At 72.9% G+C, this 18,777-nt stretch carries 20 protein-coding genes; 9 read left to right on the top strand and 11 right to left on the bottom strand.

The genetic code is table 11. The features are described from left to right. Positions 1-3 precede the first annotated feature (3 nt). Together ABZ898_RS06635 and ABZ898_RS06630 are read left to right on the top strand one after the other, a co-directional pair. The gene (locus ABZ898_RS06635; protein WP_361653495.1) at positions 4-1,113 is read left to right on the top strand and encodes an aminotransferase class V-fold PLP-dependent enzyme; all 1,110 of its coding nucleotides are present in this window, start codon (positions 4-6) and stop codon (positions 1,111-1,113) included. A gap of 73 nt (positions 1,114-1,186) precedes the next feature. Next, positions 1,187-1,696 (top strand): SRPBCC family protein, encoded by a 510-nt coding sequence (locus tag ABZ898_RS06630; RefSeq protein WP_361653493.1) that lies wholly within the window; start codon positions 1,187-1,189, stop codon positions 1,694-1,696. Positions 1,697-1,711: 15 nt separating this feature from the next. Here ABZ898_RS06630 and ABZ898_RS06625 read toward each other — a convergent pair whose 3' ends face one another. After that, complete coding sequence (locus ABZ898_RS06625; RefSeq protein ID WP_361653491.1) at positions 1,712-1,957, bottom strand: DUF6479 family protein; 246 nt, start codon at positions 1,955-1,957, stop codon at positions 1,712-1,714. A 211-nt stretch (positions 1,958-2,168) separates the two neighbouring features. Here ABZ898_RS06625 and ABZ898_RS06620 point away from each other — a divergent pair, with 211 nt between their 5' ends. Next, on the top strand, positions 2,169-2,339 hold the full coding sequence (locus ABZ898_RS06620; RefSeq protein ID WP_329018044.1) for a hydrophobic protein: 171 nt from the start codon (positions 2,169-2,171) through the stop codon (positions 2,337-2,339). 68 nt (positions 2,340-2,407) lie between these two features. On the opposite strand, the gene ABZ898_RS06615 is transcribed toward ABZ898_RS06620, so the two are convergent. After that, positions 2,408-3,370, bottom strand: coding sequence for a mechanosensitive ion channel family protein (locus ABZ898_RS06615; RefSeq protein WP_361653489.1), 963 nt, complete (start codon positions 3,368-3,370; stop codon positions 2,408-2,410). A 308-nt stretch (positions 3,371-3,678) separates the two neighbouring features. Here ABZ898_RS06615 and ABZ898_RS06610 point away from each other — a divergent pair, with 308 nt between their 5' ends. Next, positions 3,679-3,861: a hypothetical protein gene (locus ABZ898_RS06610; RefSeq protein ID WP_361653487.1), complete on the top strand. Its 183-nt coding sequence runs from the start codon at positions 3,679-3,681 to the stop codon at positions 3,859-3,861. Positions 3,862-3,871: 10 nt separating this feature from the next. On the opposite strand, the gene ABZ898_RS06605 is transcribed toward ABZ898_RS06610, so the two are convergent. From ABZ898_RS06605 to ABZ898_RS06575, 7 genes are all read right to left on the bottom strand, one after another. Then, positions 3,872-5,992: an alpha-galactosidase gene (locus ABZ898_RS06605; protein ID WP_361653485.1), complete on the bottom strand. Its 2,121-nt coding sequence runs from the start codon at positions 5,990-5,992 to the stop codon at positions 3,872-3,874. Between the two features lie 22 nt (positions 5,993-6,014). Beyond that, a complete protein-coding gene (locus ABZ898_RS06600) occupies positions 6,015-8,027 on the bottom strand; it encodes a beta-galactosidase (protein ID WP_361653483.1) in 2,013 nt (670 codons plus the stop codon). After that, the gene (locus ABZ898_RS06595; protein ID WP_361653481.1) at positions 8,024-8,902 is read right to left on the bottom strand and encodes a carbohydrate ABC transporter permease; all 879 of its coding nucleotides are present in this window, start codon (positions 8,900-8,902) and stop codon (positions 8,024-8,026) included. Before ABZ898_RS06595 ends, ABZ898_RS06600 begins: the two co-directional genes overlap by 4 nt. After that, positions 8,899-9,798 carry a sugar ABC transporter permease gene (locus tag ABZ898_RS06590; protein ID WP_361653480.1) on the bottom strand — a complete coding sequence of 300 codons (900 nt, stop codon included), beginning with the start codon at positions 9,796-9,798 and terminating at the stop codon, positions 8,899-8,901. The genes ABZ898_RS06595 and ABZ898_RS06590 overlap by 4 nt, the downstream gene beginning before the upstream one ends. Further along, on the bottom strand, positions 9,785-11,140 hold the full coding sequence (locus ABZ898_RS06585; RefSeq protein ID WP_361653478.1) for an extracellular solute-binding protein: 1,356 nt from the start codon (positions 11,138-11,140) through the stop codon (positions 9,785-9,787). Before ABZ898_RS06585 ends, ABZ898_RS06590 begins: the two co-directional genes overlap by 14 nt. A gap of 244 nt (positions 11,141-11,384) precedes the next feature. Then, positions 11,385-12,377 (bottom strand): LacI family DNA-binding transcriptional regulator, encoded by a 993-nt coding sequence (locus ABZ898_RS06580; protein WP_361653476.1) that lies wholly within the window; start codon positions 12,375-12,377, stop codon positions 11,385-11,387. A 68-nt stretch (positions 12,378-12,445) separates the two neighbouring features. Continuing rightward, positions 12,446-12,919: a MarR family transcriptional regulator gene (locus ABZ898_RS06575; protein ID WP_361653475.1), complete on the bottom strand. Its 474-nt coding sequence runs from the start codon at positions 12,917-12,919 to the stop codon at positions 12,446-12,448. 95 nt (positions 12,920-13,014) lie between these two features. On the opposite strand from ABZ898_RS06575, the gene ABZ898_RS06570 reads away from it, so the two are divergent. Next, on the top strand, positions 13,015-15,141 hold the full coding sequence (locus ABZ898_RS06570; protein WP_361653473.1) for an MMPL family transporter: 2,127 nt from the start codon (positions 13,015-13,017) through the stop codon (positions 15,139-15,141). Positions 15,142-15,165: 24 nt separating this feature from the next. Here ABZ898_RS06570 and ABZ898_RS06565 read toward each other — a convergent pair whose 3' ends face one another. Continuing rightward, the gene (locus ABZ898_RS06565; RefSeq protein ID WP_361653472.1) at positions 15,166-15,549 is read right to left on the bottom strand and encodes a VOC family protein; all 384 of its coding nucleotides are present in this window, start codon (positions 15,547-15,549) and stop codon (positions 15,166-15,168) included. Between the two features lie 91 nt (positions 15,550-15,640). On the opposite strand from ABZ898_RS06565, the gene ABZ898_RS06560 reads away from it, so the two are divergent. Next, complete coding sequence (locus ABZ898_RS06560; protein WP_361653470.1) at positions 15,641-15,973, top strand: antibiotic biosynthesis monooxygenase family protein; 333 nt, start codon at positions 15,641-15,643, stop codon at positions 15,971-15,973. A gap of 139 nt (positions 15,974-16,112) precedes the next feature. Continuing rightward, positions 16,113-16,448, top strand: a complete 336-nt coding sequence (locus tag ABZ898_RS06555) for a hypothetical protein (RefSeq protein ID WP_361653468.1) — start codon at positions 16,113-16,115, stop codon at positions 16,446-16,448. Here ABZ898_RS06555 and ABZ898_RS06550 read toward each other — a convergent pair. After that, on the bottom strand, positions 16,436-17,494 hold the full coding sequence (locus tag ABZ898_RS06550; RefSeq protein ID WP_361653467.1) for an enoyl-CoA hydratase/isomerase family protein: 1,059 nt from the start codon (positions 17,492-17,494) through the stop codon (positions 16,436-16,438). The genes ABZ898_RS06555 and ABZ898_RS06550 overlap by 13 nt on opposite strands. Positions 17,495-17,676: 182 nt before the next feature. Between ABZ898_RS06550 and ABZ898_RS06545 the strand changes: the two genes are divergently transcribed. Next, positions 17,677-18,024, top strand: coding sequence for a tetratricopeptide repeat protein (locus ABZ898_RS06545; protein WP_361653465.1), 348 nt, complete (start codon positions 17,677-17,679; stop codon positions 18,022-18,024). A gap of 96 nt (positions 18,025-18,120) precedes the next feature. Beyond that, complete coding sequence (locus ABZ898_RS06540; protein WP_361653463.1) at positions 18,121-18,765, top strand: peptide deformylase; 645 nt, start codon at positions 18,121-18,123, stop codon at positions 18,763-18,765. The last annotated feature ends 12 nt before the right edge of the window (positions 18,766-18,777 follow it).

Below are 18,777 nucleotides of genomic sequence, written 5' to 3'. Positions count from 1 at the left end.
CTCGTGCTCACTTCGTACGCAGCCCACTTCGACACACCTGCCGGGTATCTCGACTTCGCGCGGTTCGGCCCGCCCTCGCGGGACGCCGTGGAGGCCACCGCGCGGGCCCTGGCCGAGACCGCCCTCGCCGACCACACCACGGTGGACGGCCTGATGCGCGCGGAGGCGGTCGCGCGGGACACCGCCGCCCGTCTCGCGGGCACCGACGCCCGGCACACCGTGCTGCTGCCGAACGCGTCCACCGGTCTCTTCCACGCCGCGCTCGGCATCCGGGAAGGCTCGGTCCTGGTGCCGCGTACCGACTTCCCCGCCAACCACTACCCGTGGCGCCGCACCGCGGACCTCGGCCGGGTCGCGCCCCGCTGGCTCGACCCGGAGCAGGGCGGCGGGGTCACCCCGGATCTGGTCCGGGCCGCGCTGACCGAGGACGTGGTCGCGCTGTCGGTGAGCGCTGTGGACTTCCGTACCGGCTTCCGTGCGGACCTGGCGGGGCTGCGCGAGGCGATCGGGCCGGACCGGCTGCTGATCGTGGACGCCATCCAGGCGTTCGGCGCGGCCGGACTGCCGTGGGACGCGGCCGACGTGGTGGTGGCGGGTGGTCAGAAGTGGCTGCGCGCGGGATGGGCCACCGGCTTCGCCACCCTGTCCGACCGTGCGCTGGAATCCCTGGAACCGGTGCTCACCGGGTGGACGGGGGTGGAGGACGTGGGCCTCTTCGACGGCGCGGAGCACCCGCCCGCCGCCGACGCCGGCCGGTGGTCGGTCACCCATCTGAGCCCGGTGACGGCCGCCGCGTTCGCGGCCGCGCTGGATCTCGTCGAGCGGCACGGCGTGGCCGGGATCGAGGCCGCGATCGCCGAGCGGGTCGGCGAACTCACCGAAGTGGTCCGGCAGCACGGAGGACAGGTCCTCTCCCCCGCCGACCCGGCGCGGCGCGCGGGCATCCTCTCCTTCACGATGCCGGGCCGCGACCCGGCCCTCGTGGCGAAGGCGCTGCACGCCGAGGGCGTGACCCCGACGGTGCGGGCCGACTCCCTCAGGTTCTCCCCGCACGCCTCGACCCCGCCGGAGGTGTGCGCGCGGGTGGGGGCCGCCCTGTCGGCACCGGCCTGACGGACCCCGGCCGAGGTCGCCGTGCCATGCTTCCTACCGGACAGTAGCTTTCAGTTCGCGAGGAGGCGGCGCAGTGGCCCGTGTGTTGAGTGTGAGCGACAGCATCGTCGTGGACGTCCCGCCGGACGTCGCCTACGAGGCGGTGAGCCGTCCCGGTGACATGGGCCGCTGGAGCCCGGAGAACCTGGGCACCGCGCCCGGTTCGGCGGACGGCCCGGCCGGTGTGGGCACCAGCTTCGTGGGGCGGAACAAGCGCGGGAGGTTCCGCTGGGTGACCCGGTGCACGGTCACGGCGGCCGAGCCGGGCCGGCGCTTCGCCTTCCGGGTCCACGCCATCGGCGTCGGCCGCCCGCGCCTGCGCGGCCCCATCGCCACCTGGGAGTACCGCTTCGAACCGGCCGGCGACGGCACCCTCGTCACCGAGACCTGGACCGACGACCGCCGCACCTGGCCCGACGCCGTGGCCGCCGTCTTCGACCGGGTCGTCACCTCGGGCAGCACCTTCGCGGACTTCCAGGCCCGCAACATCCGCCGGACGCTGGGCAACCTGAAGCGGGAGCTGGAGCGGCAGCACGCGGGCTGAGCCGCTCCGGGGCGGTCAGTGGCGGTGGTGGGTGTGGTTCTCCGGGTTGTCCTCCGGGGTCTGCCAGCCGACGCCCGCCTGGTCCTGCGGGCCACGGCGGGCCTCGGCGCCGGGGGGCGGCGTGGAGAGACGGCGCGAGCGCGCCCGCCTGCTGCCCAGCAGGAAGCCGCCCAGCAGGATCGCGACGACGACCACTCCCACGACGAGGAGCCAGAGCGCGCCCTTGCCGGACGCGGCGAGGAATTCAGCAGCGATGTTCATGCAGGGCGGTTACCCCCGGCCACCCGGAGAATCCCTCTTCACCGGCCTTGTCAGCCCTCACCGCCCGCGCGCTGCGCCGGACGGAGTACCGGCCTGGTGCCGACCATCGTCGCAACACATCCTCATGCCCTCCAAGTCGTGCGGATAACTTGGCAGTTGTGTGCGTGTATTCGCTGGTCAGGGGCAATCGGCGGTCAGGAGGTCGTAAACAATGGTTCCTTTGATCCTGGTTCTTCTGCTGGCTCTGATCCTCTTCGGCGCGGGCTTCGCCCTGAAGGCGCTGTGGTGGATAGCGGTGATCGTTCTGGTGGTGTGGCTGGTCGGGTTCTTCGTCCGGCCGGCGGGCAGCGGCGGCCGTCGGGGCCGCTGGTACCGATGGTGATCCGACACACATGACACGAGTGGGCCCGGCCTCGCGGAGGCCGGGCCCACTCGTTTGGTGCGGAAGGGTCAGCGGGTGGTGAGCTCCGTCGCCGGCTCCTCGTTGCGCAGCCAGATGGTGCGCTGCGGGAAGGGGATGTCGATACCGGCGGCGTCCAGCGCGTCCTTGACCCGGCGCCGCAGCTCACGGGTGACGGACCACTGCTGGAGCGGGACGGTCTTCACGGCGATACGGACGACGACACCGTCGGCGTCCAGGGACTGCACGCCCCACACGCTCGGGTCCTCCAGCAGCACGTCGGCGAAGGCCGGGTTCTCGCGCAGGGCGCGGCCGGCGTCCTCCAGCGCCTGGTAGACCGTGTCGAGGTTGGCGTCGTAGGCGACGGCGACGTCCAGGACGGCGCGGGCCCAGTCCTGGCTGTCGTTGCGGACGCGGAGGACCTCGCCGTTGCGGATGTGCCACAGGCCGCCGTTGAGGTCACGGACGTGGGTCAGGCGCAGGCCGATGTGCTCGACCTCGCCCACGGCCTCGCCGAGGTCGACGGTGTCACCGACGCCGTACTGGTCCTCGACCATGATGAGCAGGCCGGAGAGGTAGTCGGCGACCAGGCTCTGCGCGCCGAAACCGATGGCGAGTCCGACGACTCCGGCGCTGGCCAGCAGCGGGCCCAGGGCGATGCCGACCTGGTCGAGGATCATGGCCGTGCCGAGCAGGGCCAGCACGATCGTGACCCCGCTGCTGAGCACCGAGCCTATGGTGCGGGCACGCTGCTCCCGGCGCTGGGAGGCGCGGGAGCGGTCGCGCATCAGGACGGCGGCGCCGCGTCCGGAGCGGCGCTGGCGGGGCTCGCCGTCGCTGCCGGGCTGCAGGATGTGCTGGACGACGCGGGTGATGGCCCGCTTGGCGACCCAGCGGACCACCCCCAGGACGACGACGATGAGGAGGATGCGCAACGGCACCTCGACGAACGCAGCGGTGTGTTCCTCCATCCAGTTCGGCCAGGACGCGGCCAGTTGCGTGACCCCGGACACGCCGGGCTCCGGGGAAAGATGCGGTGTCGGCACGACAACTCCGTATTCGATGACTTTCGGACTCGTCGGCCGCGTCTACCCGCGAATCCCGAATACATGATCACTTGGAGCCGAGCGGCTGGACCGGTCCCCGGACGCGGGGTGTCGGTGCTGCCCCTTAAGGTGTCGTGTGCCCGTTCCTGGCCGGGCGTTCCCCGGCGCCGCCGTTCCCTTCGGCCGCTGGCGCTCCGGCCTGGGCAGGTGACCGTCACCCGTCCCGTCGCGCCCCCCACCACCCGGCGACCCACCCGAAAAGAGCAGACTCCGTCATGTTCACCGACACCCCCATCTTCAGCCGCCTCGTCGCCGAGCGCGGCGACGTCCCCGCCGAGGTGCGGGGCGAAGCCGACCGCATACACCGCGACCTGGCGCGGGTGATGCCCCCGGGGACCGGTCTGCCCGTCCCCGGCCAGCACGTGCCCGGTCAGGCCGGTCCGCCCGCCGTCCGCTGACCGGACGCGGCTACGCCACCCTGCGCAGGCGTACCAGCGCGCTCGCGTGGTCTCCGCCCGGCAGGCCGGGGACGCTCAGGCCGTGACCGGCGAGGGTCGCCGCCGACCACACGGCCGCGGTGTCCTCGTCGCGGTAGCGGGCGCCGGGGGCCAGGCCCCGCAGCCGGAGCGGCGGATGCGCCGGGCCGAAGGAGGCGTCGGTCCGCCACAGCAGCACCACCGTCCGGTCGGCGTCGGGACCGACGTACTGGACGGCGGTCAGGGCGCCGTCGCCCGGGGCGAGCAGCCGGTACTGGTGTCCGTGCTGCACCAGCGGGCGGATGTCCTTGTAGACCTCGATCAGCCGGGCGGCCTCGGCGAGTTCCTCCGGTGTCCAGCGGTCCAGGCTGCCGCCGATGCCCAGGACGCCCGCCATGGCGGAGTGGAAGCGGAAGCCCAGCGGCACCGTGCGTCCGGTCAGCGGGTTGGGGCTGTCGGTGACCCAGGCCGACATGACGCGGGCCGGGTGGACCTGGCTGAAGCCGTGCTGGACGGCGAGGCGTTGCACGGCGTCGGTGTTGTCGGAGGTCCACACCTGGTCGGTGCGGGCGAGCATGCCGAGGTCGGTCCGGCCGCCGCCGCCCGCGCAGGACTCGATCCGCAGCCGGGGGAACGCGGCCCGCAGCCGGTCGAGCACCCGGTGCACGCCGCGCGCGTGCTCGATGTGGGCCCGCCGCGCGTCCGGCCCTCCGCCGCGGGCGCCCGCCTCGGTGAAGGACCGGTTGAAGTCCCACTTGAGGAAGTCCACCGCGTTCTCGCCGACGAGCCGGTGCAGCCACGCGTACGCCCACTCGGTGACCTCGCGGCGGGAGAAGTCCAGGACGAGCTGGTGGCGGAGTTCGGTGGCGCGGCGGTCGGGCAGGTGCAGCGCGTACTCGGGATGCGCGCGGTACAGGTCGCTGTCGGCGTTGGCCATCTCGGGTTCCACCCACAGTCCGAACGCCATGCCCAGACGGTGCACCTCGTCGGCCAGGGGGCGCAGTCCGCGGGAGAAGCGCCGGGGGTGCGGGGTCCAGTCGCCGAGGCCGGAGCGGTCGTCGTCACGGGTGCCGAACCAGCCGTCGTCGACGACGAACAGTTCCACCCCGATGCCGGCGGCCCGGCGGGCCAGGGCGAGCTGGCCCTCCTCGGAGGTCTCGAACCCGGTCGCCTCCCAGGAGTTGTAGAGGACGGGCCGCAGTTCCTCCGGGTGGGGCAGGACGTGGCGGCGGACGTAGGTGTGCAGCGCGCGGCTGACGGCTCCGAAGCCGCCGGTGGCGTGGAGCCCGAGGCTGACCGGGGTGACGTGCCGGCGGCCGGGGGCGAGGGCGATCTCGGCTCCCTCGTGCCCCTCCCCCGCGACGACGCCCGCCCCTCCGGCCGCCGTGCGCTGCACGGTCAGACGCCAGCTGCCGCTGGCGGCGAGGACGGTGGCCCAGACCTCGCCGTGTTCCTCGTCGGCCGCCCCGGTGTCCAGGGCGACCCAGGGGCCCGCCTGGTGGCCGCTGTGACCGCGTCGGCTGGTCAGCGTGGTCTCGCCCACGGCGACCTCGGTACGGGTGAGCCGGTTCTCGTCGGCCCAGCCGCCGTGCACGGCCGACATCCGCCAACGGGGTCGCCGGGGCAGCGGCCAGTGGGCGGCGGCGTGACGCGTGAGGAGTACGGGGTCCGTGTCGCCGGTGTGCTCGAACTCCGTCCAGCGCTCGATGACGTCGCCGTCGGGCGGCACCCGGTAGTGCGTCTCCCACGCCAGCGGCCGCGCCCGGTCCCGCAGCGCGACCACGACGTGTCCGGCGCCGGGGAAGCGCACCTCGCGTATCTCGGGCTCGACGGGGCTGTTCCCGTCGGCGAAGCGGACCTCCAGCGCGGGCACCCCGAACCGGGCGCCGCCCTCGACGGGGTACTCCTCCACCCCGTCGAAGCGCCCGGCGAAACTGTTGTCGTGCTCGGTCCCGACGGGGAGGGCCACCGCGTCCTCCAGCGGCAGGTGCGCGCCCCAGTGGACGTGCAGCACGGCACCGCGCGCCCGGTCGACCCGCAGGACGTAACACGTGGCCTCGGTGCGCAGCACGAGGGTGCCGCTGGGCTCGTCGTACTCCACGGGCGGTGTCATGGTCGGTCCTCCTCGCGTGTCGTCATGCGTGTTCGCGTACGACGGCCACGGCCCCGGCCGGGACCAGGACGCCGGAGGCGGTGACCTCGGCGTCCAGCAGGCCCGTGCCCCGCACCGGGACCGTCACGTCGTCGGCGCCGTGGTTGACCAGGAAGAGGTAGCTGCCGTGCGGGCCGGTGCGGCGCACCGCCTCGATCCCCTCGGGGCCGGCCGGGCGGACGCCCGCCTCCCCGGCCAGGGTCCGCATCAGCTCGCGCAGGGTGCGGGCGGAGGGGCGCGTGGCGACGTACCGGGCGCTGCCCCGGCCGTGCCCGTGCCGGGTGACGGCCGGGCCTCCGGCGGCCGGGCCGCCCTCGGGGCCGTCGGCGAAGCGCAGTTCGGCCGCGCAGCCGCGTGGTTCGACGCGCTCGGTCCAGCCGTGCGCGAGGGTGCCGTCGTCGAGCCGGGCGGCTTCGCCCGGCCGGAGCGGCAGGTACTCGTCGACGCGCAGGCCGAGCGTCTCGCGCAGGGCGCCGGGGTGGCCGCCGAGCCGTACCCGGTCGTGGGGGTCGACGACCCCGCTGAAGCAGCCGACCGCCAGGTGGCCGCCCTCGCGCACCCAGGTGTCCAGGCCGGCGGCGTCCTGGTCGGACAGGAGGTAGAGGCTGGGGGCGACGACGGCGCGGTAGGGCGTCAGGTCGGCGCCGGGCGGAACCACGTCGCAGGTGAGGTTGAGCGCCCACAGGGCTGCGTACCAGTCACGGACCGCGTCCAGGTAGCGCAGTTCGGCCGAGGGGCGGGCCTGGAGTTCCAGGGCCCACCAGGCGGGCCAGTCGAAGAGCAGCGCGACCTCGCCGCCGGCCCGGGTGCCGGTCACCTCCCCGAGGGCGGCGAGTTCCGCGCCGAGGGCGCTGACCTCGTGCCAGATCCGGGTGTCGGTGCCCCCGTGCGGGACCATCGCGGAGTGCCACTTCTCGGCGCCGGCCGCGGACTGCCGCCACTGGAAGAACATGATGCCGTCGGCGCCCCTGGCCAGGTGGGTGAGGCTGTTGCGGCGCATCTCGCCGGGCCGTTTGGCGACGTTGACGGGCTGCCAGTTGACGGCGGAGGTGGAGTGCTCCATGAGCAGCCAGGGGTTTCCCCGGGCCATGCCCCTGGCCAGGTCGGCGTTGAGGGCGAGGTCGATGTGGCCCTCGGGGTCGGCCGCGGTGAGGTAGTGGTCGACGGAGACGAGGTCGCACTCGGCCGCGAAGGCGTACCCGTCGGTCTTCTTCTCCAGGGTGCCCATGAGATTGGTGGTGACGGGGATGCCGGGGGCGAGCCTCCCCAGCAGGGCCGTCTCCGCGCGGTGGCGGGCGAGGAGGGCGTCGGAGGAGAAGCGGCGGTGGTCGAGTTCCTGGCCCGGGTTGCGGAAGGCGGTGGTGTCGCGGGGCGGGTCGATCTCGTCCCAGTCGCCGTAGCGCTGGCTCCAGAAGTCCGTGCCCCAGGCCGTGTTGAGGGCGTCCAGGGTGGTGTGGCGGTCCTTGAGCCAGTCGCGGAACGCGGCCGCGCTGGTGTCGCAGTAGCAGAGGGCGTTGTGGTTGCCCCACTCGTTGTGGACGTGCCACAGGGCGAGGGCGGGGTGCCCGGCGTAGCGCGTCGCCAGTGCCGCGACGACGGCGTCGGCGGCCTCGGCGTAGGCGGGGCTGCTGGGGCAGAAGGCCTGCCTGCTGCCGTGGGCGAGGCGGGTGCCGGAGGCGGTGACGGGCAGCGCCTCGGGGTGGAGCCGGGTGAACCAGGGCGGCGGGGCGGCGGTCGGGGTGGCCAGGGCGGCCGCGATGCCGGCCGCGTGCAGCAGGTCGAGCACCTCGTCGAGCAGGTCCCAGTCGTACGCGCCCGGGCGGGGCTCGATGCGGGACCAGGAGAACACGCCCACGGTCACGAGGTTCACGCCCGCCTCCCGCATGAGGCGGACGTCCTCCCGCCACACCTCGCGGGGCCACTGTTCGGGGTTGTAGTCGCCGCCGTAGCCGATGCCGCCCAGGCGGTGGGTGAGCGCGGTGAGGGGGTGGGTCATGACTTCACCGCCCCGGCGGAGAGCCCGGCGCGCCAGTAGCGCTGGAGGAGGAGGAAGGTGAGCACGATGGGCACGACGGAGACCAGGGCTCCCACGATGGTGAGGGACTGCAGGACGGGCAGCCGGCTGGTCTGCGTCTGCCAGGTGTACAGCCCGAGGGTGACGGGGTAGAGGTCGTCGTCCTGGAGCATGACCAGGGGCAGCAGGAAGTTGTTCCAGATGACGACGAACTGGAACAGGAACACGGTGACCAGCGCGGGCGACATCATGCGCAGCCCGATGCCGGTGAAGATGCGCAGTTCCCCCGCGCCGTCCATCCGCGCGGCCTCGATCACCTCGTCCGGTACGGACGCGGCGGCGAAGACGCGGGACAGGTAGACGCCGAAGGGGCTGACGACGCTCGGCAGGAACACCGACCAGAAGGTGTCGGTGGCGTCCACTTCGGCGAACATCAGGAACAGCGGCAGCGCGAGGGCGGTCGCGGGTACGAGCACCCCGCCGAGGACGACCGAGAACACCAGCTCGCGCCCCGGGAAGCGGTACTTGGCCAGGGCGTACCCGGCGGCCGCCGACAGCGCGGTGGCGACGGCGGCCCCGGCGCCCGCGTACAGCAGGCTGTTGAGCAGCCAGCGGGCGAAGACGCCGTCCTGCTGCCGGAAGAGCGCGGTCAGGTTGGCGCCGAAGTGCCAGTGCGCGGGCCGCAGTCCGGGGGTGCCGACGAGGTCGCCCTGGCTCTTGGTCGCGGAGACCAGCAGCCAGTACACCGGGAGCAGCATGTAGCAGGCGGCCAGGGTCAGGAAGGCGACGGCGGCCGCCGTGGAGGCGCGCCCGGTGCGGGGGGCGTGGGCGCCGTCGGTCCAGGTGAGCAGGTTCATCCCTGCCTCCTGGTGGTGAAGCGGAGGAAGGCGAAGGACAGCACGAACGTGACCGTGGCGAGCAGTACGGAGAGCGCGGCGGCTCCGCCGTAGTCGTCCCCGGCGGTGAGGGAGTAGGCGGCGAGGTTGGGGGTGTAGGTGCTGGTCACGCTGGTGGAGATGGACCGGAACACCTGGGGCTCGTTGAAGAGCTGGAGGGTGCCGATGATGGAGAACACCCCGGTGAGGACGAGGGCGGGCCGGATCAGCGGGACCTTGATGCGCAGCGCGGTGGTCCAGCCGCTCGCCCCGTCGACGCGGGCCGCCTCCTCGATGTCGGCGGGCAGGGCCTGGAGGGCGGAGTAGAGGATGAGCATGTTGTAGCCGGTGTAGGTCCAGGTGACGACGTTGCCGATGGACCAGAGTACGAGGTCGGGTCCCAGCAGGTCGGCCCGGATGCCGGCCGACTTCAGCAGGCCGCTGATCGGGGAGAGCCTCGGGTCGTACAGGGAGGCCCACATCAGCGCGGCGACGACGCCCGGGATGCCGTACGGCACGAAGTACACCAGCCGGAAGAAGCGCTTGAGGCGGGCCACGGCCGAGTCCAGCAGGAGGGCGAGGACCAGGGAGAACAGCAGCATCACCGGGATCTGCACGAGGGCGAAGAGACCGACCCGGAGCACGCTGTCGGCGACGTAGGGCTCCCGCACGACGTCCGCGTACTGCTCGAGGCCGGAGAACACCGAGTGGGTGCGGCCGAAGGTGCCGCCGGTGCGCTCGGTCTTGTGCAGGCTCTGCCAGAAGGCGTAGCCGACCGGCAGCAGGGTGAACAGGACGAAGGGGACGAGGAAGGGGGCGAGGAAGGCGTAGGGGGCGAGGTTGCGGCGCACCGGCGCCCGCCGGTCAGCGCGTGACATCGAGGGACTGCTTGCGCAGGGAGTCGGCGCTGTCGGCCGCGGTCCGCTTCAGTACGTCGCCGAGGGTGCCCTTGCCCGCGGTGACGTCCGAGGTTCCGTCGCTGAGGAAGCGGTAGGTGTCGGTCATCGTGGGACCCCAGGTGAAGTCGGTGTCCACGTCGGCGGACGCCTGCTTGAAGACGTCGAAGACCTTCTGGTCGCCGTAGAAGCCGACGGGCTTTCGCAGCGCGGGCAGGTTCAGTCCGGCCTCGGCCGCCGGGTAGAGGCCACCGGACCGGTTGAGGATCTCCAGGGCCTTGGGGTCGGTGTTGAGCCAGAGCGCGAACTCGGCCGCCTCCGCCGGGTGTTCGCTGCCGGAGAGGACGGCGGTGGTGGAACCGCCCCAGTTCCCGGCGTTCTTGTCGCCCTTGCTCCACTGCGGCATGGGCGCGACGGCCCACTTGCCCTTCGTGGCGGCCGCGTTGTCGCGGATGGTGCTGTAGCCCCAGGCGGCGCTGATCCAGGTGACGACCTCGCAGGAGTTCCACGCCTTGTACAGCGCGGGCGAGAAGCCCTGGAGGTCGGTGGCGACGAGCTTGTCGTCGATGAGCTTCTGCCAGTAGTCGGCCACCTGACGGCTCTCGGGCCGGTCGACGGTGACCTTCCAGGCGTCGCCCTTCCGCTCGAACATGGTGGCCTTGTTCTGCCACAGCAGGCCGGTGAACCAGTTCGGGTCGGTCTGGGAGAAGTGGGTGATGTACTTGCCCGACTTCTTCAGCACGCGGGCGTCGGCCTCGTACTCGGCCCAGGTGGTGGGGGCCTTGAGGTGGAGCTTGTCGAAGATGTCCTTGCGGTAGTACAGCGCCATCGGGCCGGTGTCCTGGGGTATCGCCCACACGCCGTCCTTGCCGCCCGCCCCGAAGTCGACCTGGGACCAGGTCCAGTCGACGAACTTGTTCTGCGCCTGGGCGACTCGGGGGCAGGACTGGATGTTCTTCAGCCCGCCCTTGAGGCGGAAGCTGGCCAGGGAGTCGTACTCGATCTGGCCGAGGTCGGGGGCCTTGTCCGCCTTCAGCGCGTTGGACAGGTTCTGGTAGGTGCCCGCGTTCCCGGCCGGGGTGGTGCGCAACTTGACCTGCACGTCGGGGTGTTCGGCGTTCCAGACGCGCACCGCCTGGTCCATGCCCGGCACCCAGGACCAGTACCGCAGGGTGACCTTGCCGGACGAGGGCTTGCACGAGGAGCCGGCCGCGCCGTCGTCGTCACCGCCCCCGCCGCCGCAGCCGGCCACCGCCGTGAGGGTCAGGACTGCCGCGGTGGCCAGGCATCGTCTGGCGGTTGACGTGCGAACGGGCATCGCCATGAGGGTGCTCCTTGCGCCGAGGGTCGCGCTCCGGGGACGTGGTGGGCGCAACCTTCACAACAGGAATCCACAAAAGTCAACAGCTGTGCGGGAATTGGCCGGAGAAAGGGACGGGCCGCAGAGGGCGTGGAACTCCTCGAAAACACGCTCTGAGCTGCCAGTTCGACAGACAGAGGGCACATGCGGATGCCGGACGGAATCGATTACGCGTCCCGGCCGGACGGACGATCTAAGACGCGACGACTCAGACCGAGGCGCGGGCCACGAACTCCGCCCTCACCCGCACGGTGCGGCGGGTGGTACGGCCGTCCAGCCGCTCGCGGAGCAGCCGGGCGGCGGCGCGGCCGACCTCGTCGGCGGGGTAGCGGATCGTCGTCAGCCGCGGCTGGACCAGGGAGGCGAAGGCGGCGTCGTCGTGGCCGACGAGCGCGACCTCGCCCGGGACGCCGATGCCCAGTTCGCGGGCTTTGTCCAGGGCGCCGACCGCGATCACGTCGTTGGCGCAGAACACCGCGTCGGGCCGGTAGCGGCGGTCCATCAGCTCGGCGAAGCCCTCGGCGCCCGCCTCCCGGGTGTGCTCGCCGCGCACCACGAGTTCGCCGGGCAGCGCGGTGCCGTACTGCCGGGCCAGTGCCCGCAGCATCTCCAGCCGGGGGTCGCCTCCGGTGGCGTCGCGGGGGCCCGCGATCATCGCGATGCGGCGGCGGCGCGCGGCGGTCACCAGCTCCAGCGCCTGCCGGGTCGCGGCCCGCGCGTCGGGGGCGACCTGGTCGACGGCGCCGAAGGGCACGTCCGCGCTGACCACGGCCGGTATGCCCGCTTCGGTCAGCACATCGAGGTCCCTCGGCAGCAGCCGGAACGGGGTGATGACCACCCCGGCGAAGCGCTGCTGCACCGCCTCGGCGAGCAGGGCCCGTTCCTCCTCGCGGCGGGCCCGGGTGTCGCAGACGACGACGTGCAGGCCGCGCCCGCGCAGCTCCTCCTGGAGGGTGGCCGCGAGCTGGGCGAAGAACGGGTTGGCGATGTCCGGCACGATCAGCGCGACCAGGCTGGAACGTCCCGTGCGCAGGCTGCGGGCGGCGGTGTTGACGGTGAAGCCCAGCTCGGCGATGGCCGCCTCGACGGCCGTACGGGTCTCGGGGGCCACGGGGCGCTTGCCGGACAGGACGTAGGACACGGTGGCGGAGGAGACTCCGGCCTGACGGGCGACGTCCGCCATGGTGACCCGCTCGCGCACCGCTCACGCTCCTTCCGCGCGGTCACCCTACTTCACCTCCAGGGACGCGCCCGAGGCCGGCCGGACGCTCAGCGTTCCGCGGTGAGTTCGCGGTTGAGCACCTGGAGGAACTCGGCGACGGTCTCGAGCTGTTCGGGGGTGAAGTGCCGCCGCGCCGCCTCGGTCCCGCGGGCGAGGGGGCTGAAGTACTGGCGGGCCAGTGCGCGCGCCCCGGCGTTGTAGTGCAGATGCACCACCCTGCGGTCGGCGCTGTCCCGGACCCGGCTGATGTGACCGGCGCGCTCCAGGCGGTCCAGGCACGCCGTGACGGCGCCCGAGGTGAGGTTGAGGCGCTCCCGCAGGCCGGACGGGGTCATCGGGGCGCCGTCCCGGGCCGTGGCGTCCATGATCGCGGCGAGCGCGTGGACGTCCGTGGCGTGAAGCCCGTGCGCCTGGGCAAACGCGTGGGCGATGCGGTTGATCTCGCTGGTCAAGGTCCGCAGGAGGACGGCGTACCCCTGGAGGTCGCTGGGAGGACGCTCCTCCGGACGTTCGGGCTGCATGTCCTCAAGGATATGATCTCCAAGTCTCTCGATGATTGAGATACTTTGTTATTGAGCTATCTGCCCGGCATCCGCCCACTCCTCCTGGGGAGCGAATGAACCCCGTACGCCGACCGGTCCGCTGGCTGGTCCCCCTCGTCCTCGTGCTCGTCTGGCTCGGCCTCGGCGGAGCCTTCGGCTCCTACGCGGGCAAGCTCGGCGAGGTCTCCACCAACGACCAGACCGCGTTCCTGCCGCGCAGCGCGGAGTCCACCAAGGCCATCGCCCTGCAGAAGAAGTTCGACAAGCAGGAGACCCTCCCGCTGGTGGTGGTCTGGACCGCGAAGGACGGCGGCGGGATCACCCCCGCACAGCGGACGGAGGCCACCCGCGCACTGGCGTCGCTCGCCGGCACCGAGGGCGTGGTGGGCCGGCCCTCCCCCGCGCTCCCCTCGAAGGACGGCAAGGCGCTGGAGGGCGTCGTCCCGCTCAGCCCCGGGCTCGGCGAACGCGTCACCGACGTGGTGCAGCGGGTGGAGCGCGAGGCCGCGGGCGTCGAGGGCACGCGCGCCCAGGCGGCCGGCCCGGCCGCCACGCAGGCCGATCTCACCGAGGCGTTCGGCGGCATCGACGGCATCCTGCTCGGCGTGGCGCTGGCGGCGGTGCTGGTCATCCTGCTGCTGGTCTACCGCAGCGTGCTGCTGCCCTTCGTCGTCATCCTCAGCTCGGTGTTCGCCCTCGGCGTCGCCTGCGCCATCGTCTACGTCCTCGCCGACCACGGCGTGGTCCGGGTGGACGGGCAGGTGCAGGGCATCCTGTCGATCCTGGTGATCGGCGCGGCCACCGACTACGCCCTGCTGCTCACCGCCCGCTTCCGTGAGGAACTGGCGACGGGCGTCGGACGGGCCGAGGCGGCCTGGGGCGCCCTGCGCAACTCCTTCGGCGCGATCACCGCCTCCGCGGCCACCGTCGCGCTCGGGCTGCTCGCACTGCTGCTCAGCGACCTGACGAACAACCGGGCGCTCGGCCCGGTCGGCGCCATCGGCATCGGCTGCGCGGTACTGGCGACGCTCACCTTCCTGCCCGCGGTGCTCGCCCTCCTGGGACGCGCCGCCTTCTGGCCCGCCAAGCCCCGCCCCGCCGACGCGGCGACCGGCGGCCACGGCGTCTGGCGCCGGGTGGCGCACCTGGTCGACGGCAGCCCCCGCAAGGTGTGGCTGGCCACCTGTGTCCTGCTCGTCGTGGGCGCGGCCTTCTTCCCGGCGCTCAAGTCCAAGGGTGTCCCGCTGGACGAACTCTTCGTCAACGACGCCCCCTCCGTCTCCGCGCAGCAGACGCTCGGCAAGCACTTCCCCGGCGGCTCCGGGCAGCCCGTGGTGGTCATTGCGGACGCCGCACGCGGCACCGAGGTGACCGCGGCCGCGGAGAAGACGCCGGGTGTCGCCTCGGCGGCCGCGCTGAGCGCGAACGGCGGGCCCGGCGGCGCGCCGCGCGTGGTGGACGGCCGGGTGCGGATCGACGCCACCCTGACCGACGCCCCCGACAGCGACGCGGCCAAGCAGACCGTGCAGCGGCTGCGCGACCGGCTGCACGCGGTCGATCCCGGCTCCCTGGTGGGCGGCTACAGCGCGCAGCAGTACGACACGCAGCGCACCGCCGAGCACGACCGGAACCTGATCGTCCCCGTGGTGCTGCTGATCATCCTGGTGATCCTCGTCGTACTGCTGCGCTCCCTGCTGCTGCCGGTGCTGCTGGTGGCGACGGTCGCGCTCAACTACCTGGCCACGCTGGGCATCGCGGGCCTGGTCTTCCGGCACGGGTTCGGCTTCTCCGGCACGGACGCGTCGGTGCCGCTCTACGGGTTCGTGTTCCTGGTCGCGCTCGGGGTGGACTACAACATCTTCCTGATGTCCCGCGTCCGCGAGGAGACGGTGCGCCACGGCACCCGGGAGGGCATCCTGCGCGGGCTGATCGCCACGGGCGGGGTCATCACCTCGGCGGGCGTGGTGCTGGCCGCGACCTTCGCCGCCCTGATCGTGATCCCGCTGGCGTTCCTCGTGCAGATCGCCTTCATCGTCGCCTTCGGCGTGCTGGTGGACACCCTGGTCGTCCGGTCCCTCCTGGTCCCGGCGCTGGTCCGCGACATCGGCCCGGCGGTGTGGTGGCCCAGCTCCCTGGCCCGCGAGAAGCGCGCGGTGCCCAAGCCGGAGTCCAGCACGGACGCCGTGGAGCAGCGGCAGTAGACGGGCGCGGGCGGCGGACCCGGGTCAGAGGGGCTTCAGGCGCGTGCGCAGGAGGCAGAACTCGTTGCCCTCCGGGTCCGCCAGCACGTGCCAGCCCTCGTCGCCGCTCTGTCCGATGTCGACGCGCCGGGCGCCGAGCGCGAGCAGCCGCTCCAGCTCTGCGTCCTGGTCGCGGTCGGTGGCACTGACGTCGATGTGCAGCGGGAGCTTCCCCGCGCGGGGGCCGCTGCGGGGACTGAGGACGAGGGTGGGCTGGGGTCCGCCGAACCCGGCGCCCGGCGGGCCGATCTCGATGCTTCCGTCGTCCTCGCGGCCGAGTTCCACGTAGCCGAGTACGTCGCTCCAGAACGCGGCGAGCCCTTCGGGATCGGCGGCGTCGACGACCAGCTCACTGATGCGGCATGCCATGCGGGCCAGTGTAGGGACGACGCGCGCCCGAACAGGCGAATCCGGAGCGGCGGGAGGGCGTGCCCGTGTCGCGGCGGGGAGCCATGGAGGCATGACCCTCACGGCACATTTCGACACCACGCGCCCGGTGGCCACGCTCATCAACGTGTTCACCGTGGCCCCCGACCGGCAGCTCGAACTGATCGATCTCCTCTCCCGCGCCACGGAGGAGACGATGAAGCACCGGCCCGGCTTCATCAGCGCCAACTTCCACGCCTCCCTGGACGGCGAGCGCGTCATCAACTACGCCCAGTGGGAGACCGAGGAGCACTACCGCGCGATGCTGGCGGACCCCGAGGCCAGGGTGCACATGGACAAGGCGGCCACCATCGCCACGGACGTCCAGCCCCGGCTGTTCCGGGTGGAGTCGGCCCACGCGGGCTGAAGTCCGGGCCGGCGAGCGGACATCGGACCGCCGTGCACGCGGCCCGGACGGGGCCCGGGCCCCGCGGACAGGCCCGACGAGCCTCAGGATCTCCTCAAGTCCCTTGGCACCCACGCCACATGAGCGCCAAGATCGGCCCATGAACGGGATGACGGGACTGACCAGGAGCCGGACCTTCGTACTGCGACTCAGGGACTCCGACGCGATCTCGGAGGCCCTGAGCCGGGCCCTGGCGGCCGCCCCCGAGGAGGAGCGGCCGGGCCTGGAACGGGCACTCGCGCTGGCCGGGTCCACCGCCGCCGCGTCCGAGGACGAGCTGTGCGCCCGCTGGGTCCGCGCCCGGCTGGCCGACGCCGGTTTCACCGGCGACATCGCCTCGATGGCCGCCCTGCGGGCCCTGCGCAAGGCCGAGCGTGGGCTCGGGCTCGCGACGGCCGTTGAGCTCCAGAAGAAGGCGGTGGCTCATCCGGAGTGAGGGGTGGCCGCCAGGCCGAGTTCGCGCTCGCCCAGTGGGGCGAAGAAGCGTTCCACGTCGGCGACCTCCTCCAGGGTCGCGGGCGACCAGCGCGGCGAGCGGTCCTTGTCGATGATCTGGGCCCGGACGCCTTCGACCAGGTCGGGGGTGCGCAGGGCCGCGCAGGAGACCCGGTACTCCTGGTCGAGGACCTCCTCCAGGGACCCGAGCCGACGGGCGCGGCGGAGGGCGGCCAGGGTGATCTTCAACGCGGTGGGCGACCTGGTCAGCAGGGTCTCCGCGGCCGCCTTGGCCTCGGGCGAGCCGTGCTCCCGCAGCCGGGCGACGATCTCCTCGACGGTGTCGGCGGAGTAGCAGGAGTCGATCCATTCGCGCCGGTCCGCCAGCTCCCCCTCCGGGACCGGGCGGCCGTGCCGGGCGAGCACCTCTTCCACGGGCAGCGCGTCGAGGTCGGCCACGAGGTCCGGCAGCGCGTCGGACGGTACGCAGTGGTCGGCCAGGCCGCACAGCAGCGCGTCCCCGGCCCCGATCTGCGCGCCGGTGAGCGCGAGGTGGGTGCCCAGCTCACCGGGAGCCCGGGACAGCAGGTAGGTGCCGCCCACGTCCGGGACGAAGCCGATGCCGGTCTCGGGCATGGCGATCCGGGACCGCTCGGTGACGATCCGGACGCTGCCGTGCGCGGAGATACCGACGCCGCCGCCCATGACGATGCCGTCCATGACGGCGACGTACGGCTTGGGGTAGCGGGCGATGCGGGCGTTGAGGTGGTACTCGTCGCGCCAGAACTCCTCGGACGCCCTGCCGTCGCCGTCGCGGGCGTCGTCGTGGACGGCGCGGATGTCACCGCCCGCGCACAGGCCCCGCTCCCCCGCCCCGGTGACGACCACCGTGCGCACGGTCGGGTCACGCTCCCACTCGGTGAGCGCCTCGTCGATGCGGCGGACCATGGTGTGGTTCAGGGCGTTGAGCGCCCTCGGCCGGTTCAGCGTGAGGTGGGCGGCCCGGCCGGTGCTGCGCACCAGTACGGGTGCCTCGGCGCCGGTCATCCGGTCGCCTCCAGCGGGCCGTGGGCCACGATGACGCGCATGATCTCGTTGGTTCCTTCCGGTTCCGGCGGACAAGCGGGACACCGACGATCTTGCCTCCGCCGGGCCCTCCGGCGACACCCCCAACTTTAGTGGAATATTCAACAACCCCCTGTCGTTGTGCCCGCCGAAGGAGGTCTCAGGTGGACATCGAGTACTACGACCACGGCACCGCCGCCGAGCGCTGGGAGCGGGCGGGGATGTTCTTCGACGCCAAGGAGTACGCGAACGCGGCGCGCGTGCTCACCGGCCTGGTCGAGGAGGTGCCGGAGCAGACCGCGCCCCGGCTGCTGCTGGCCCGCGCCTACTACCACTCCGCGCAGCTCGGCCGCGCCGAGGCGCAGCTGCGGATCATCGTGGAGCGGGACCCGGTGGAGCACTACGCCCGGCTGATGCTGGGCCGCACCCTGCAACGCCGGTCCCGCCCCGAGGAGGCCGCACCGCATCTGCGGATCGCCGCCGCCCTCGCGGGTGACTTCCCCGAGGAATGAGCGCCGCCGGGCGCGCCGTGTGAACGGCCGGTTTCGCACCGGCCGTTGGTGCGGCGCGCCCCCCTTCCGCGCAGGCCGGCGTGGCATCCTGGCGCGATGACACCTGTCAGTGATCACGCGCCCCTGGCCGAGCGGGTGGCCGAACTCCTCGCCGCGGGCGGCCCGTTGCCGATCGTCGCGGCCGGGCACCCGGTGCTGCGCCGGCCGGCCCGGCCGTACGAGGGACAGCTCGGGCCCGGTCTGTTCGCCCGCTTCGTGGCGGCCCTGCGCGACACCATGCACGCGGCTCCCGGTGTCGGCCTGGCCGCGCCCCAGGTCGGGGTGGGACTGCGGATCGCCGTGATCGAGGACCCCGCTCCGGTGCCGCGGGAGATCGCGGTGGTCCGGGGTCGGGTGCCGCAGCCGTTCCGCGTGCTGGTGAACCCCTCGTACGAGGCGGAGGGCCTTGAGGACGCGTCCTTCTTCGAGGGCTGTCTGAGCGTGCCCGGCTGGCAGGCCGTGGTGACCCGGCACGCGCGGGTGCGGCTGCGCGGGCAGGACGAGCTGGGGCGGGAGCTGGACGAGGTGGTGGCGGGGTGGCCCGCCCGGATCGTGCAGCACGAGACGGACCACCTGGACGGGACCCTGTACCTCGACCGCGCGGAACTCCGCTCGCTGTCGACCAACGAGGCGGTGGCGGCCCGCTGGGCGCAGCCGTCGCCGGAGGCGGCGGCCGAGGCACTGGGCTTCGAACTCCCTTAGCTCCGGACTCCT

The organism is Streptomyces sp. NPDC046860 (assembly GCF_040645115.1).
Lineage (GTDB): Bacteria > Actinomycetota > Actinomycetes > Streptomycetales > Streptomycetaceae > Streptomyces.
The sequence above is the reverse complement of the archived record's forward strand: the minus strand, read 5'-3'. Positions and strand labels throughout refer to the sequence as shown.